Source organism: Rhodococcus sp. IEGM 1351, assembly GCF_030056875.1.
GTDB lineage: Bacteria > Actinomycetota > Actinomycetes > Mycobacteriales > Mycobacteriaceae > Rhodococcus_F > Rhodococcus_F opacus.
On the sequence record NZ_JASHKU010000010.1, the window covers coordinates 111,416 to 127,912 of the forward strand.

General features: G+C 68.5%; 15 protein-coding genes. 11 read left to right on the forward strand and 4 right to left on the reverse strand.

Translation table 11 applies throughout. The features are described from left to right. Positions 1-55: 55 nt before the first annotated feature. The 6 genes from QM806_RS19205 (at position 56) to QM806_RS19230 (ending at position 9,077) form a co-directional block, all read left to right on the forward strand. Entirely contained in the window at positions 56-1,507 is a 1,452-nt protein-coding gene (locus tag QM806_RS19205; protein WP_005572815.1) for a CCA tRNA nucleotidyltransferase, read from the forward strand. A gap of 257 nt (positions 1,508-1,764) precedes the next feature. Next, positions 1,765-5,901: a bifunctional nitrate reductase/sulfite reductase flavoprotein subunit alpha gene (locus tag QM806_RS19210; protein WP_283292473.1), complete on the forward strand. Its 4,137-nt coding sequence runs from the start codon at positions 1,765-1,767 to the stop codon at positions 5,899-5,901. A gap of 86 nt (positions 5,902-5,987) precedes the next feature. Further along, on the forward strand, positions 5,988-6,392 hold the full coding sequence (locus tag QM806_RS19215; RefSeq protein ID WP_283292474.1) for a TOBE domain-containing protein: 405 nt from the start codon (positions 5,988-5,990) through the stop codon (positions 6,390-6,392). After that, entirely contained in the window at positions 6,389-7,198 is an 810-nt protein-coding gene (modA, locus tag QM806_RS19220) for a molybdate ABC transporter substrate-binding protein (protein WP_283292476.1), read from the forward strand. The genes QM806_RS19215 and modA overlap by 4 nt, the downstream gene beginning before the upstream one ends. After that, positions 7,195-8,001 carry an ABC transporter permease gene (locus QM806_RS19225; RefSeq protein WP_005263520.1) on the forward strand — a complete coding sequence of 269 codons (807 nt, stop codon included), beginning with the start codon at positions 7,195-7,197 and terminating at the stop codon, positions 7,999-8,001. Before modA ends, QM806_RS19225 begins: the two co-directional genes overlap by 4 nt. Continuing rightward, on the forward strand, positions 7,998-9,077 hold the full coding sequence (locus QM806_RS19230; RefSeq protein ID WP_265146810.1) for a sulfate/molybdate ABC transporter ATP-binding protein: 1,080 nt from the start codon (positions 7,998-8,000) through the stop codon (positions 9,075-9,077). The genes QM806_RS19225 and QM806_RS19230 overlap by 4 nt, the downstream gene beginning before the upstream one ends. Before the next feature lie 21 nt (positions 9,078-9,098). On the opposite strand, the gene QM806_RS19235 is transcribed toward QM806_RS19230, so the two are convergent. Then, positions 9,099-10,652: a glycoside hydrolase family 183 protein gene (locus tag QM806_RS19235; RefSeq protein WP_120660052.1), complete on the reverse strand. Its 1,554-nt coding sequence runs from the start codon at positions 10,650-10,652 to the stop codon at positions 9,099-9,101. Between the two features lie 213 nt (positions 10,653-10,865). On the opposite strand from QM806_RS19235, the gene QM806_RS41710 reads away from it, so the two are divergent. Both QM806_RS41710 and QM806_RS19245 read left to right on the forward strand, forming a co-directional pair. Continuing rightward, the gene (locus tag QM806_RS41710) at positions 10,866-11,282 is read left to right on the forward strand and encodes a hypothetical protein (RefSeq protein WP_005574074.1); all 417 of its coding nucleotides are present in this window, start codon (positions 10,866-10,868) and stop codon (positions 11,280-11,282) included. After that, positions 11,279-11,689 (forward strand): PaaI family thioesterase, encoded by a 411-nt coding sequence (locus QM806_RS19245; RefSeq protein ID WP_005263525.1) that lies wholly within the window; start codon positions 11,279-11,281, stop codon positions 11,687-11,689. The genes QM806_RS41710 and QM806_RS19245 overlap by 4 nt, the downstream gene beginning before the upstream one ends. 8 nt (positions 11,690-11,697) lie before the next feature. Here the strand turns inward: QM806_RS19245 and QM806_RS19250 are convergent, their stop codons facing one another. Continuing rightward, positions 11,698-12,996, reverse strand: coding sequence for an MFS transporter (locus QM806_RS19250; RefSeq protein ID WP_005574072.1), 1,299 nt, complete (start codon positions 12,994-12,996; stop codon positions 11,698-11,700). Positions 12,997-13,006: 10 nt separating this feature from the next. Continuing rightward, complete coding sequence (locus tag QM806_RS19255) at positions 13,007-13,948, reverse strand: NAD-dependent epimerase/dehydratase family protein (RefSeq protein ID WP_120660053.1); 942 nt, start codon at positions 13,946-13,948, stop codon at positions 13,007-13,009. Positions 13,949-14,091: 143 nt separating this feature from the next. On the opposite strand from QM806_RS19255, the gene QM806_RS19260 reads away from it, so the two are divergent. From QM806_RS19260 to QM806_RS19270, 3 genes are all read left to right on the forward strand, one after another. After that, positions 14,092-14,787, forward strand: coding sequence for a TetR/AcrR family transcriptional regulator (locus QM806_RS19260; RefSeq protein WP_054247759.1), 696 nt, complete (start codon positions 14,092-14,094; stop codon positions 14,785-14,787). Positions 14,788-14,854: 67 nt separating this feature from the next. Continuing rightward, positions 14,855-15,460 carry a YqgE/AlgH family protein gene (locus QM806_RS19265; protein WP_005249144.1) on the forward strand — a complete coding sequence of 202 codons (606 nt, stop codon included), beginning with the start codon at positions 14,855-14,857 and terminating at the stop codon, positions 15,458-15,460. An 82-nt stretch (positions 15,461-15,542) separates the two neighbouring features. Beyond that, on the forward strand, positions 15,543-15,719 hold the full coding sequence (locus QM806_RS19270; RefSeq protein WP_005574069.1) for a hypothetical protein: 177 nt from the start codon (positions 15,543-15,545) through the stop codon (positions 15,717-15,719). Here QM806_RS19270 and QM806_RS19275 read toward each other — a convergent pair. Further along, a complete protein-coding gene (locus tag QM806_RS19275; protein WP_005574067.1) occupies positions 15,707-16,489 on the reverse strand; it encodes a Mut7-C RNAse domain-containing protein in 783 nt (260 codons plus the stop codon). The two genes, QM806_RS19270 and QM806_RS19275, sit on opposite strands and share 13 nt — an antisense overlap. Positions 16,490-16,497: the final 8 nt, after the last annotated feature.

Here is a 16,497-nt window from a genome sequence, read left to right on the forward strand (position 1 = left end):
GTGACAGCGTGTATGCGTATCTCGCTATTTGCGCACCTCGGTAAGCTTCCTGGACGTGACTGCCCCTTCTCTCGACGACGAGCGCCGTACGCGACTGCTTGCCGGCGCCGCGGTGACGCTGCGCGAGCTGTCCGAAGTCCTCACGCCGCTCGGTGAGAGGTTCGCTGCCGCCGGTCACGAGTTGTACCTGGTGGGGGGTACTGTCCGGGACGCGATCCTGGGCCGCCTCGGCACCGACCTCGACTTCACCACCGACGCTCACCCGGAGCGGGTGCAGAAACTGCTGTCCGGCTGGGCCGACAACCAGTGGGACACGGGCATCGAGTTCGGGACGATCAGCGCCACCAAGGCGGGTCAGCAGGTCGAGATCACGACGTATCGGGCCGACGCCTACGACCGGGTGTCGCGCAATCCCGTCGTCCAGTTCGGGACGAAGCTCGAGGACGACCTGGTGCGGCGCGATTTCACGGTCAACGCGATGGCCGTGCGGATCGGTGCGGACGGCTCGCAGGACTTCGTCGACCCCCTGGGCGGCATGGACGCGCTGCTGGCCGGGGTGCTGGACACGCCGTCGGCGCCGGAGAACTCCTTCAACGACGACCCGCTGCGCATGTTGCGGGCCGCCCGGTTCGTGTCCCAGCTGGGATTCACCCTGCACGAGCGCGTGCATCAGGCCATCGTCGACATGGCGCCGCAGATCGAGCGGATCACGGCCGAACGCGTGCGGGCCGAACTCGACAAGCTGATCCTCGGCGAATTCCCGATCGACGGCATGAACGTGATGTGTGAGACGGGTCTCGCCGACTTCGTGCTGCCCGAGGTGCCGCAGATGAAGCTCGAGATCGACGAGCACCACCAGCACAAGGACGTGTACTGGCACTCGCTGACCGTGCTGAAGCAGGCCGTCGACCTCGAGGACGGCGACCCCGACCTGGTGTTGCGGTGGGCGGCGCTGCTGCACGACATCGGCAAACCGGACACGAAACGCAACGAGCCGGGCGGCGGCGTGAGCTTCCACCACCACGAGGTGGTCGGCGCGAAGATGGTCCGCAAGCGGATGCGGGCGCTGAAGTATTCGAAGCAGATTGTCGACGACGTCTCGCAGCTGGTGTTCCTCCACCTGCGGTTCCACGGCTACGGCAAGGGTCAGTGGACCGATTCCGCCGTGCGCCGGTACGTGACGGATGCCGGCCCGCTGCTGCCGCGGCTGCACAAGCTGGTCCGCGCCGATTGCACCACCCGCAACAAGCGGCGGGCGGCCGCCCTGCAGGCGACGTACGACGACATCGAGGAGCGGATCGCCCGGCTCGCCGAGCAGGAAGACCTCGCACGGGTGCGCCCCGACCTCGACGGCAACGCGATCATGGAGTTGCTCGGCATTCCCGCCGGCCCCGACGTCGGGAGGGCGTGGAAGTACCTGAAGGAGCTCCGGCTCGATCGTGGTCCCCTCAGCCGCGACGAGGCCGAGGCCGAACTGCTGTCGTGGTGGGCCACGCAGCAGGGCTGACCGATCGCCGATCCGCTCGGGTCGACGTCGCCTTCTCCTTACTCCGCTTTCGGGCGGCCACTCACCTTAAGTGACGACAGTCACATGATCTGGTGATTCTGCCGTGCCGACATCACCACCGTGCCCGCGCCCGGGTGCGAGAGACGTCACCGAACGCTCACGGGGGTTAATCCCGACGAAACACGGTTCCCGGCAGCATTGATACAGGTCGTGAGCCGGGTGGACAGGCGGCGACCGTGCAGGTGAGGAGCTAGTCGATGCAGCAGCAGAAAGCCGGGACTTCCACAGTGAAGACCGCCTGCTCGTACTGCGGTGTCGGCTGCGGCATGGTGCTCGAGGTCGGGACCGATCCCGGGACCGGTGCGCGCCGCGTGCTCAAGGCGTCCGGCGACAAGGACCATCCCACCAACTTCGGGCGGCTGTGCACCAAGGGTGCGACGAGCGCAGAGATGCTGGTGGCCGGTGGCCGGATGGAAACGGGGTACGTCCGCGACGAGCGCGGGGAGGCACCCACCTCGATCGACGTCGGCGCCGCCATCAGCGAGACCGCGCGCCGGCTGAAGGAACAACTCGACGAGCACGGACCGGACGCCCTGTCGTTCTACGTCTCCGGTCAGATGTCCATCGAGGCGCAATACCTGATCACCAAGCTCGCGAAGGGCTTCGTCGGCACCAACCAGATCGAGTCCAACTCGCGGCTGTGCATGGCCAGCGCCGGCACCGGCTACAAGCAGTCGCTGGGCGCGGACGGCCCGCCCGGCTCGTATCAGGATTTCGACTCGGCCGACGTGTTCTTCGTGATCGGCGCGAACATGGCGGATTGTCACCCGATCCTGTTCCTGCGGATGATGGACCGCGTCAAGGCCGGGGCCAAGCTGATCGTCGTCGATCCGCGTCGCAACGCGACCGCCGACAAGTCGAACCTGTTCATGCAGATCGCGCCGGGCACCGACCTCGCGCTGCTCAACGGTCTGCTGCACCTGCTCGTGAAGAACGGGCACACCGATCCCGAGTTCATCGCCGAGTTCACCGAGGGCTGGGAGGTGATGCCGGAGTTCCTCGAGGAGTACACCCCCGAGAAGGTCGCGGACATCACCGGCATCCCCGAATCCGACATCCGTCAGGCCGCCCAGTGGATCGGTGAGGCCGAGAACTGGATGAGCTGCTGGACGATGGGCCTCAACCAGAGCACCCACGGCACCTGGAACACCAACGCGATCTGCAACCTGCACCTGGCCACCGGTGCGATCTGCCGGCCGGGCAGCGGCCCGTTCTCCCTCACCGGCCAGCCCAATGCGATGGGTGGCCGCGAGATGGGGTACATGGGTCCCGGCCTGCCGGGGCAGCGGTCGGTGCTCGCCGCCGACGACCGGGCGTTCATCGAGGATCTGTGGGAGCTGCCGGAGGGCAGCATCCGCACGGAGGTCGGCACCGGAACCGTCGACATGTTCGAGCGGATGGTCGCGGGTGACATCAAGGCCTGCTGGATCATCTGCACCAATCCCGTTGCCACCGTGGCGAACCGGCGGACGGTGATCGAGGGTCTCGAGGCCGCCGAGCTCGTGATCACGCAGGACGTCTTCCTCGACACCGAGACCAACGGTTACGCCGACATCCTGCTGCCGGGGGCGCTGTGGGCGGAGTCGGATTCGGTGATGATCAACTCCGAGCGCAACCTCACCCTGTTGCAGCAGGCCATCGATCCGGTCGGCCAGGCGCTGCCCGACTGGCAGATCATCGCCCGTGTCGCCTGCGAGATGGGATACGCGGACGCGTTCACCTACGACTCGTCGGAGGACGTGTTCGAGGAGATCAAGCGCACCTGGAATCCGAAGACCGGCTACGACCTTCGCGGCGTCTCCTACGACCGCCTGAGGGAGACACCGGTGCAGTGGCCGAGCCCGCCCGGCAACCGCACCGATCGCAACCCCCTCCGCTACGTGAATGACGGCGTCAGCCAGAACCTGCTGTCCGCTCCCGACGGTTCACTCCCCCGGCTCGCGTTCGCCACCGCGAGCGGCAAGGCCGCCTTCTTCCCGCGCCCGCACATGCTGCCCGCCGAGATGCCCGACGACGACTACCCGTTCGTCCTCAACACCGGTCGCCTGCAGCACCAGTGGCACACGATGACGAAGACGGGCAAGGTGGCCAAGCTCAACAAGCTGAACTCCGGCCCGTTCGTCGAGATCAATCCGGCTGATGCGCAGAAGCTTTCGATCGCCGACGGCGACAAGGTGGAGGTGGCGTCCCGGCGCGGTCGCGCGGTGCTTCCCGCCGTCGTCAGCGACCGTGTCCTCCCCGGCGGGTGTTTCGCCCCGTTCCACTGGAACGATTCGTTCGGCGAGTACCTCAGCATCAACGCCGTCACCAACGACGCCGTCGATCCCACGTCCTTCCAGCCGGAGTTCAAGGCGTGCGCCGTCTCCCTGACCCGGGTGGCCCCGGTGGCGGCGCCGGAGGTCCCGGAGTCCGGCGGGGCGCTCACCCTCGCGCAGGGTTCGCCCGCCGCGGAGATGAGCCGCATCCTGGGCCTGGACGACTCCGTCTCCCCCACTTTCGACGAACACGAACGCATGTACCTCGCCGGGCTGCTGTCGGGGCTGCAGTCCACCGAGATCCAGGGCGTTCCGGTTCTTCCGCGAAGCGCACCGATCTCCGGGTCCAAGCGCGTGTGGCTGGACGGTCTGATGGCGGGGCTGTTCTCCCGTTCCGACGTTCCGCAGAGTGCCGTGGTTCCGGACGCGAACACTGAATCGGTCCAGCACCCGGTGGTGGTGGTGTGGGCGTCGCAGACCGGCAACGCCGAGGAGTTCGCCGCCGAATGTGCCGAACAACTCGAAGCGGCCGGCCACGGCACCCGCCTGATGAGCATGGACGACTACGACGTCGCGGGTCTCGCCGACGTCCGCGACCTCCTGATCATCACCAGCACGTTCGGGGACGGCGACGCCCCCGACAACGGCAGCAGCTTCTGGTCCGCGCTCAGCAGCGACGAGGCCCCGAAGCTGTCGCAGACCCGGTATGCCGTGCTGGCTTTCGGCGATTCCAACTACGACGACTTCTGCGGGCACGGCAAGCGGATCGACGCCCGGCTGGAGCAGCTGGAGGCGAAGCGTCTCACCGAGCGGGTCGACTGCGAACCCGACTACGAGGACCAGGCACGTCAGTGGCTGACCCAGGTCCAGAAGCTGGTCCGGGACCGTGCGGCGGCCGACGGTGCGACCGTGGTGGCGTCCGCACCCGCGCCGGCCCGGCCCGCAGCGAAGAAGGCGGCGACATTCACACGGAAGACGCCGTTGGTCACGCGATTGACGAAGAACATTCCGCTCAGCGCCGCCGGATCGTCGAAGGACGTGCGGCAGTTCGGTTTCGAAGTGAGCGATCCGGAGTTCTCCTACGAGGCGGGCGACGCTCTCGGTGTCTGGCCGACCAACAGCGACGCCGTCGTCGACGAGTGGCTGAAGGTCACCCGGTCGATCCCGGACACGCCCGTCACGTTGCCGGACCTGCCGGAGATGACGCTGCGCGAGGCGCTGCGCACGAAGCTCGAGATCACGAAGGTGACCCCCGAGCTGCTGCGGTTCGTGCAGAGCCGCACCCAGGACACCGAGCTGGCGCGGCTGCTGCGCCCGCAGAACAAGATCGCGCTCCAGCAGTGGCTGTGGGGACGGCAGTCGATGGACGTGCTGGCGGAGTACGGGGTCGAGGCCGACGCCGAGGAGTGGCTGAGCGTGCTCAAGCGCCTCCAGCCGCGGTTGTACTCGATCTCGTCGAGCCCCAAGGTCGACCCGGGTGAGGTGCAGCTGACCGTCTCCGCGGTGCGCTACAACCACGAGGGCAAGAACCGCTCCGGGGTCTGCTCGACGTTCCTCGCCGATCACTGCGACGAGGCCGACGTGCCGATCTTCGTGCAGAAGTCGGCGCACTTCCGTCCCCCGCAGGCTGCCGACGCACCGATGATCATGGTCGGTCCCGGCACCGGTATCGCTCCGTTCCGCGGATTCCTGCACGAACGCCGCGAATTGGGTCACACGGGTAAGAACTGGATGTTCTTCGGTGAGCAGCACGAGGCTACCGACTTCTACTACCGCGAGGAGATGGAAGCTATGCACCGCGACGGATTTCTCACCCACCTCGATGCGGCGTTCTCCCGGGACCAGCGGCAGAAAATCTATGTGCAGGACCGCATTCGCGAGCACGGCGCCAAGCTGTGGGGCTGGATGCAGGAGGGTGCGTCGCTGTACGTGTGCGGCGACGCGAGCCGCATGGCGAAGGACGTGGACGAGACGATCCGTGAGGTCGTCCGCACCCATGGGCGCCTGGACGAGGAAGACACCGAGCTGTACATGAAGCAGCTCGCGACCGACAAGCGGTACGTGCGCGACGTGTACTGATCCGCATCTGCGGAAAGGTGCACTTGATCGGTCCGTATTTGCCGACATAGGATGTCGGTCATGACGCATGCGCGGACAATTCTGGGATGACGGGAATCCGGATACGACAAGCCGCAGAACTGCTCGGCGTCAGCGACGACACAGTCCGGCGGTGGATCGACAACGGCAGCCTCGCGGCGGAGAGGGACGAGTCGGGCCGCAAGGTCGTCGACGGCCCCGCACTCGCCGAGTTCGCGCGCGCCAACGCCTCGAAGTCGCCCGATCTGCTCGGATCGGAGTCCTCGGCACGTAACCGATTCACCGGCATCGTGACCGCGGTGGTGATGGACACGGTGATGGCCCAGGTCGAGATGCAGTGCGGGCCTTTCCGCGTCGTCTCCCTGATGAGCAGTGAAGCCGTGCGCGACCTCGGGCTCGAGCCCGGCAAGGTCGCGGTAGCCGTCGTCAAGTCGACCACGGTGATCGTCGAAACACCTGGAGAAGTTTCATGAAGTCGTCCTGGCGGCGGGCCACGACGGGGGTTGCTGCGGCCGCACTCGGTCTCGGCATTCTCACCGGCTGCGGTTCGAACGACGACGGCGGCGCCTCGGGTTCCGCCGAGGCGACGTCCGCGTCCGCAGCGGGTGGCGACATCACGGTGTTCGCCGCGGCGTCGCTGAAGAATACGTTCACGGAACTCGGCCAGATGTACGAGTCCGCGAACCCCGGATCCCACGTGGAGTTCAGCTTCGCGGGTTCCTCCGACCTCGCCGCTCAACTCGACCAGGGCGCCTCGGCCGACGTGTTCGCGTCCGCCGATACCACCAACATGACGAAGGTGGTCGACGCCGGGCTCGTCGAGGGCAGTCCCGTCGACTTCGCCACCAACACGCTGACCATCGTGACGGCACCCGGAAACCCCAAGGGCATCACGTCCTTCGCGGATCTGAACCGTGAGGGGACGCTGGTGGTCATGTGTGCCCCGCAGGTTCCGTGCGGTTCCGCGACGCAGAAGGTCGAGACCGCGTCGGGTGTCGACCTCAGCCCGGTCAGCGAGGAGTCGTCGGTGACCGACGTGCTGAACAAGGTGACAGCCGGTCAGGCCGACGCCGGCCTCGTGTATGTCACGGACGCGGCGAGCGCCGGCGACAAGGTGACAGCCGTGGCATTCCCCGAGGCCGCGCAGGCACTGAACACCTATCCCATTGCGACGCTGTCCGCTTCGAAGGCACCGGACGCGGCGCAGGACTTCGTCGACCTCGTCACGGGACCTGACGGTCAGGCTGTGCTCGCGAAGGCCGGATTCGCCCAGCCGTGATCCGGGCGGCGCGCGTCAGAGTCCCGTCCGGGCTTCCGGGCTGGATCTTCGTCCCGGCGGCACTGGGCGGACTGTTCGTCGTCCTGCCGCTGTTCGCGATGCTGGCGAGCGTCGACTGGTCGCGGTTCTTCCAGCTGGTCACGTCGGAATCCTCACTCGCGGCGCTGGAACTGAGCCTGCGGACCGCAGCGCTGAGCACCGTGCTGTGCGTCCTGCTGGGGGTTCCGATGGCGGCAGTGCTGTCGCGCAGCAGTTTTCGCGGACTGCACGTGCTGCGGTCGCTGGTGCTCCTGCCGCTGGTGCTTCCACCGGTGGTCGGGGGTATCGCCCTGCTGTACACGTTCGGCCGGAAGGGCCTGATCGGGCAGCACCTCGAGGTCGCGGGCATCCACATCGCGTTCACCACCACGGCCGTGGTGCTCGCGCAGACGTTCGTCGCGCTGCCGTTCCTCGTGGTGAGCCTCGAGGGTTCACTCCGGACCGCAGGCAGCCGGTACGAGCACGCCGCCGCGACACTCGGTGCGAGCCCCACCACCGTCTTCCGGCGGGTGACACTGCCGCTGGTGCTGCCCGGGCTGGTGTCGGGGGCGGTGTTGTCGTTCGCGCGGGCGCTCGGCGAGTTCGGGGCCACGCTGACGTTCGCGGGCAGCCTGCAGGGTGTCACGCGAACGCTGCCGCTCGAAATCTACCTGCAGCGGGAGACCGACGCCGATGCGGCCGTGGCGTTGTCGCTGGTGCTGGTCGTGGTCGCGGTGCTCATCGTGGTGGGTTCGCGGGGCTGGGCGTCGAGGGCCGCGCTGTGACCGGCCTGAGCGTCGAGGCGCGGGTGGATGCGCGTGGCGTCGACGTGGGGTTCGACCTCGGCGAGGGTGAGGTGCTGGCGGTGCTCGGACCGAACGGCGCCGGCAAATCGACGGCGCTCTCGGTGGTCGCCGGCCTGGTGCGCCCCGACGTCGGACGCGTCGAACTGAACGGTCGCGTGCTCACCGACACCACCCGGGGCGTCGCAGTGCCCCCGCACCGGCGCGGGGTCGCGCTGCTCGCACAGCAGGCGCTGTTGTTCCCGCATCTGACGGTGGCCGCCAACGTGGCGTTCGCCCCGCGCAGTGCCGGCCGGGGACGTCGGGAGGCGCGCGCGATCGCCGAGAAATGGCTGGACGCCGTGGATGCGACGCAGTTCGCCGACCGCCGCCCGCACGAGCTGTCCGGGGGGCAGGCTCAGCGGGTCGCGGTGGCCCGAGCGCTCGCGGCCGCGCCCCAGGCCCTCCTGCTCGACGAACCCATGGCGGCGCTCGACGTGGCCGCGGCGCCCGCCCTGCGCGTACTGCTCCGGCGGGTGCTGCGGGAAGGGAACCGGACCGCGGTCGTGGTCACCCACGACATCCTCGACGCGCTGGCGCTGGCCGACCGGGTGATCGTCGTCGAGGGCGGTCAGGTGGTCGAATTCGGCTCCGTGCGAGACGTGCTGACGCGGCCCCGCAGCGCGTTTGCCGCGCGAATCGCCGGGCTCAACCTGGTTCCGGTGTTCGGGGCGCAGGACGGCTTCGAGACCGAGACCGGTGTTCGGCTGCACGGTCTGCCCGACGCGGATTTCGTGCCGGGCGCGCCGGCGGTCGCGGTGTTCGCTCCCCATTCGGTGGCCGTCCACCGACGCTCTCCGGAAGGCAGTCCGCGCAACGTCTTCCGGGTGTCCATCTCGGAGATCGAGGTGCGTGGGCCGACGGTCCGGGTGCGGGCCGCCGAAGCCGGAAGCCGGTTCGAACTCAGCGCCGACGTGACGGCGGCGTCCGTCGCGGAACTCGATCTGGTGCCGGGCCTGGACGTGTTCTTCGTCGTCAAGGCCACCGAGGTCGCCCTCCATGCCGTGCGTACTTGTTGACCGCGGGCGGTTAACAAGTACTCACGGGTGCAGGGACGCGTGCATCAGGTAGACGTTGTAGCTGTCCCACTCGGAGATCGTGAAATACAGATCCTTGTCCGTCGACCACGGATGCATGAAGCCGCCGTAGGCCATCGGGTAGTCGGCCGTGTCGACGAGCGTCGCGCCGGCCGACCACGCACCCTGCGGGCTCGACGACCGCCGCAGGATGATCGAGCCGCCGACGGGTTCGAGGTAGCTCATCAGCCAGGTGCCCGCGGTCGCGTCGTAGCGGACGGACAGTTCGCTGGCCACCCCACCGACGATGGGGGTCGCGAGGTGCTGGGACACCGGGGTCCACGTGCCGTCCGACCAGTACTGGTAGGACGTGGTGTTGAGGACCTGATCGACCGGCACCCGGGCCAGGCCGATGGTGCCGATCCGCCCGTTGGGGGTGCCGAACATGTACACGTAGTCGCCCTGCGGCACCATCGCGGACACCTGGAATCGGGCGCCGAAGATGTTGTCCCACTTGGCGTGCTGGTCCTTGGTCCAGGTTTGCCCGTTGTCGTCGGAGTAGGCGATGCCGCCGTAGTTCGTGTACCACATGCCGGGGACCATGCTCCAGCGCTTCACCGACATGTAGCTGAGGTACTGACGGTCACCGATCGCGAACCCCGACGTGGGGATGGTGGTGGTCTCGAAGTTGTTGATGTGCCTGCTGTCGATGATCTCGGCGGCATGGCACCGGCTGTCCTGGACCATGCTGTCGATGGTCATGCCGTCCGACAGGTCGGTGTCGGTGCTGTGGCCGAGAACGTTGCTCCGCCAGTCCTCGCCGAACGCGCCGGGCGGAGCCCAGTCCTTGCCGAACGTGTCGCCGAACGCGACCGCGACCTCGCCCGGCTTCGTCTCCCAGGTGATGCCGAGGTCGGTGCCGTCGACCTGCCAGCGCTTGTCCGTGCGGTTTTCCGAACCGCGGCCCGTCAGTTGCGACACCAGCCGGACATCGCCGACCTCCGGCTTCGCCACGGGTGCGGTGAGGAACCCCCGTTCGGCCGGGTTGATCTGGACGGGCGGCGCCGGCTGCGGTTCGGGTCCGGGGCCGCCGGGAACGGGGATGGGAATGGTTTCGGGACGCGGATCGATGGAGATCTTCGGTATGGGCAGCGCACTCGAGCCGGACGAACCCGACGACCCCGCGGAGCCGGAAGAGCCTGCGGAACCGGAAGAGCCTGCGGAACCGGAGGACCCGGGATCGGTCTCCGGTTCGTCGACCGGATCGGTGAGGTCGGGGCACGGGTCCGCGCACGGGTCGGCGGGAAGGTCCTGGGCGACACGCGTCTGGTCGGCGGTCGGTCCGGGGACCGGCACGGGCACGAAGTCGGGGTACGGGATCGGGATGCTCACGGCCGGGGGAATGGGCGGAAGCAGTGGGCCGCCGCCCGGACTCGGCGGTTCCTTCGCCGGGTTGAAACCGGTCTCGCCGCACGCGTTCACGGGCAGCCACGGAGTGGTTTCGGCCGCGGCGGGGGCAGCGGTGAAGCCGATCGTCGCGGCCACGACGGCGGCGACGCACAGCGGCACTCCGGCCACAGACCATGACTTCTCGACCACAGGACCCCTCCAGATCGGTGGTCGGAGTAATGGCGGACCGACCTGCACGTTCGGGTTGAAGATAACACCCGGCGACGGCATCCTCAGCGCACGAGCCCGGCCCGTCCGGTCACAGTGCGGTCTCACTGTCGCGAGGGAAATTCGTCGGGTGCGGGTGGAACCGGATCCGATTCCGCTGCGTCATACCTTCATATGGATCCTCTCGAGTATTCGTTCGGAACCGGTGCCGACGCCCCGACGGCGTGGACGTCACCCGCCGATCTCGACCTGGGGTCGTCCGGCGGTGTCGACGCCGTGCGCTTGGATTTCGACGGTGACGGCCTTCTCGACGACGCGATGTGGGATTCGGACGGCGACGGCGTGGCCGATCGGTCGGTGCTCGACTACGACGCCGACGACGAGGCCCGCTACTTCACCGACCCGTCCGGCAACGGGACGTGGAATGTCGAGATGACGATGGCCGAGCCACCGGTGATCGCGGCGGTACACACGTGGCGCCCCGATCCGATGATCGGCGCCGCCGGGACCATTGACGTCAGGGCCGACGCCGGGCAAGGTGGGTTGGGATTTCAAACTAACCGAGTGTCCGATGAGGGGAACACACCATGACCGATCTGACGCGGGAGGCGGCGAGCGCCTTCGTCGCCGCTGCCGGCCTGGAACTCGACGAGGTGTCCGGGACGAAGGTCGTCGGCCACATCGACCTGTCCACCGACCACCACACACCCTGGGGCGTGGTGCACGGCGGCGTCTACACGACGGCGGTCGAATCGGCCGCGAGCATCGGCGCGAGTACCGCGGTCGCCGACCGTGGTGAGTTCGCGGTGGGCGTGCACAACGGCACCGACTTCCTGCGGGCCCGCACCGAGGGGCGGGTCGACGTGGTCGCGGTGCCCATCCAGCAGGGCCGGGTGCAGCAGTTGTGGTCGGTGGTGATCACCGCGACCGACACCGGGAAGGAGGTGGCTCGCGGTCAGGTCCGATTGCAGAACGTGCCCATGCCGGGGTCGAAATAGCCCGGTTCTCAGGCAGGTTCGCGCCGGGAGTTGAGCAGGATGCCGAGCAGTCCGAGGCCGTAGGCCGCGCCACCCGCGAGTACCAGTCCGAGTGATCGGCCGTCGGGGGCGATCACGAGGGAGGCCGCGGCGATCGACGCGATGAAGGCCACGTTGAACACCGTGTCCTGCAGCGCGAACACCTGTCCCCGGCGGTCGTCCTCGATCTCGATCTGCATCGCCGCGTCCCCGGTGAGTTTGATGGACTGCCCGGCGAATCCGAGGAGGAGCGCGCCGCACAGCAGCGACGCCTGCGTGAGGATCGCGACGAGCGTGCACTGCACGAGGAGGGCGAGAATCAGGCCGCCGACGATGGTGCGGGACCGTCCGACGCGCGGGATCAGGAACGGTGTCGAGATCGCCGCCAGCAGCATGCCCGCGGCGGTGGCGCCGACCGCGACACCGAACCCGGCCAGACCGCCGGGCAGGGCGCTGACGGTGGCGGTGTCGCGGAGCACCAGAACCATGATCAGCGTGTTGACACCGAAAACGATCCGGTGCGTGCCTATTCCGATCATTGCGGTCGTCACGCCCGGTGACTGCCACACCGCGACCGCTCCGGTGCGTAGTCCGGCGGCGACGGCGCGGACCGCCCCGTATGCGGGCTTCTCGTCGGCGTGCGGACCGAGGAGCCGATGGTGGAAGCGCGACGCCGCGAACGCGGCCACCGCGGAACCGCAGGCGGCTGCCGCGACGGCGATTCCCGAGCCGCGGTCGCCGGCGCCCACGAGGGAGATGATGGCGACCGATGTCGCGGCTCCGAGTGCGGCGAGGACAGAGCCCGTGGTGGCGAGCACCGAATTGGTGGCCACGAGCCAGGACCGGTGCACCACTCGCGGCAGCGCCGCCGAGACTCCCGCGAGAACGAACCGGCTCACACCGATGGCGGCGAGGGCGAGGAGGAGGAGCGCGGACTCACCGGTCCCGGTCTCCAGCAATACGGCCGTCACCAGAATCAGCAGTCCGCGCAGAACATTCGCCCACAGCAGCACGGCGCGGCGATCCCAGCGGTCGAGGAGCGCGCCCGCGTACGGTCCGATCACCGAGTACGGGAGCAGCAGTACCGCGAAACCGGCGGCGATCGTGACGGGATCCGTTGCGCGCTCCGGGTTGAACAGAATCGCGCCGCCGAGCGCGGTCTGGAACATGCCGTCGCCCAGCTGACTGGCGAATCGCACCGTCGCGAGACGGGCCAGCCCGGGCGACCGCCGGAGGGTGTACGCCGTTCTGCGCCACGCCTCGCGCCGGTCGCCGAGCTGTTTCGCCATTCACAGGAGCCTATCCGGCGGCCGCGACCGACCTGTCCTGCCACCACCGGACGGTCTCCTCGGCGGCCCGGTCCAGTGGCGTCGGGGTCAGTCCGAGCCGGGCCTCGCTCTCGGACGAGTCCATCACGAACGGCTCCTCGAACTGGTACAGCATCTCGGCCAGCTCGCGGCTGCCCTGGTGCACGAGCCCGCCGCCGCGGATCACCCAGCCGGGCAGGGTGCCCACCTTCGGGACGGGAACCCCGCCGGCCTTCGCGTAGGCCTCGACCATCTGCCGCTGGGTGACGGCCGGGACGGTCGGTGCGTGCAGCACCGAGTTCCACAGCGCACGGTCGTGGGCGGCGACGATCATCGCGGCCGCGAAGTCGGGAACGTACGTGAACGAGTGGGGCAGGTCGGCGGAACCGAGGACGCGCATCGTCTTGCCCGCGAGGACGACGGGCACCATGCGCTCGCCGGCGTGCGCGTTCAGCACCTGCGGTCCGAAGAAGTCGGACGCGACGACGCTCACGGTGGGGGTCGAGGACTCGGCGCGGGCCTTCAGCAGCCGGGTCCGGACGCCGCGCTTACCGGAGTCGGCCGACCGCGGGGTGTGCTCGGTCATCGGCTGCTGCGACGTGTCGTACGAGTAGAGGCTCTCGGGGAACACGACGACGGCGCCCACGTGGCCGGCGGCCGCGAGCACGGTCTGCTCGGCGGCGGGGAGTTCGCGCTCCCACGCGTCGGCGCTGTAGGCGGCGTGGATGCAGTGGTAGACGGCGACTGCTCCGTCGAATGCCTCACGCAGTGCGTGGGCGTCGGAGACGTCGACCTTCCGCCGCTCGATCAGGGGATGGTCCGGGCCGCTGCCCGAGCGGGTGAGGACTCGCACCTGCCGTCCCTGTTCGGCGAGCTGCAGGGCGACGGTCCAGCCGACGGGTCCCGCTCCGGTGACGATCTCGATGTTCGACATGTCCGCTCCTGCTGTGAGTCGATTTCGGCGATTCGAGAGCACTGCTCTCTGTCTGATTCGAGAATGCTCCCGTTCGACCGCATTGTCAAGAGCAGTGCTCTCGTTTGTTGACACCGCTCTCGGAAATTGCCACGCTGAACCCCATGCCAGGAACACCACGAGAACGCGCCCGCGAGCAGACGCTGCAGGACATCACGAGGATCGGACGCGAACAGCTGGCCGCGGTCGGCGCCGCTGCCCTGTCGCTGCGGGCCGTCGCACGGGACCTCGGCGTCGTGTCGTCCGCCGTCTACCGGTACGTCAAGAGCCGCGACGAACTGCTGACGCTGCTCGTCGTCGACGGATACAACGAACTCGGCGACGCCGCGGAGGCGGCCGTGGCCTCCGCAGCCGAACCGCGGGAACAGTTCCTGGCGCTCGGCCGTGCGGTGCGCGAGTGGGCGCTGCGCGAGCCCGCCCGCTACGGATTGCTGTTCGGCAGCCCGGTTCCCGGCTACCACGCGCCCGGCGAGCAGACCACGACTCCGGGGACGCGGGTGATCTACGCACTCGTCGGGATCTTCGACAACGCGTTCCGGGCGGGCAAGCTCGAGGCGGCCGCGGCGGCGCCCATCGACGACGAGCTCGCGGCAGACCTCGACCGCATCCGCGCCGAACTCGGACTCACCACCCCCGACCATCTGCTCGCCCGCGGCGTGCTGGTCTGGTCGGCGCTGTTCGGGGCGGTGAACTTCGAGGTGTTCGGGCAGTACGGCGCCGACACGTTCACCACACCGGGGGCACTGTTCGAGCACCACCTCGCGGTCCTGGCCGAGACGGCGGGGCTGCCGGCGGCGTAAAGCGGCGAACCGGACGCAGGTCGCGTCCTCCGTCACATCGCGTCCGCCGCGGTGGGATGATGTTCAGGTGGCGCACGCAGAAGAACCCGAAGATCGAACGGCGTCGACGGAACCGGTGGTCCGGCCCGGCAGCCTGTTGGTCTCGTCCACAGATCTCGTCGAACCCGCATTCCGTCGCACCGTGATCTACGTGATCGAGCACAACGACGCCGGCAGCCTCGGCGTGGTCATCAACCGTCCCAGCGAAACCGCGGTGCACGACGTGCTGCCACAGTGGGCGCCGCTCGCCGCGCGCCCGTCCGCGTTGTACGTCGGCGGTCCCGTCAAACGGGACGCCGCACTGTGCCTGGCGACACTGCGCACCGGCGCGCAGCCCGACGGTGTCGCGGGTCTGCGCCGGGTCCACGGCCGCGTGGTGATGGTGGATCTCGACTCCGACCCCGAGGTCATCGCCCCGCTGGTGGAGGGTGTCCGGATCTTCGCCGGTTACTCGGGATGGACGTACGGTCAGCTCGACTCGGAACTCCAGCGCGACGACTGGATCGTCATCTCGGCCCTCGCGTCGGACGTGGTCGCTCCCGCCCGGGTCGACGTGTGGGCGCAGGTGCTGCGCCGGCAGCCGCTCCCCCTCGCCCTGCTCGCCACCCACCCGATCGACGTCGAGCGCAACTAGACACACCCCGCGCACGTCCCTGGACTGTCGGGGACGGGTGGTATCAACAGAGGTGGGGAACGAAGTGAGGAGGACAGCACACGTGATCGACACCTGTCACGGAACATTGATCGTGCACACGCTCTACGGAGCAGAGTGCACGGACGAGTCGTGCGCTGAGTTGTCCGAGGCCCGGCACGCACTGATCATCGACTGCGACGAATTCGGCGACTGCGTGTGCTCGGCGGAGTTCGCCGAGCAGCTGCGTCACGCATCCTGAGAACCCACCTCGAGCGTCACCCCGACCTCCGACAGGCGTCGGCGCAGCTTCGGAAGATGGCTGCCCGGCCAGTACAGCTGCGCACAGTCCTGGCACCGGCTGAACTCGTGTTCGTTGCCCGCGACGCCCGGTGGTGCCTCGGCCAGCGCCTCGGCACGGGGAACCGGCGCGAGAAGCCCGTTGCAGCGCGCGCACCGGGTGAACGGCGAGATCCGCGACCGAAGGTCGAAGCGGTCCAGCACTTCCCGCAACTGCCGGCGTGGGTCCGTTTCGTGCAGGAACGCGCCGTGGGTGAGCGCCGACCTCTTGAGTAGGCCGGTGTCCCGGGTCAGGACGATGCGATGCTCGGACAGGGAGATGTCCACCAGTTCCGGGTCGGCGAAGTCGTTGCGGTAACGGGTGTCGAAGCCCAGCAGGCGGAGGTAGCGGGCGAGTCGGCCGAGATGCACGTCGAGCACGAACGTCGGGTCCCGCAGCGGTCGGGGACGCAGTTTCGTGACTCCGGTCAGATCGAGTCGCTCGAACATCGGGTACACCGCGACGCGTTCGCCGCCGCGCAGCAGGTGGGCGAAATCGACGGACACCTCGTCGACGAGGATCAGATCCACCTCGGTGTGCGGGACGCCCAGCGCCTCGATCCGGTCCTTCACCGACGGGGTGCCGTCGAACTCGTGCTCGAAAGTGTGCTTGCGCCGCACCGGCGGCAGAAAGTCGTTCAGCTCCTCGTAGAAGCGGAATTCGCAGTGACGAAGTGGCTCGGGCATCGGCATTTCACGTC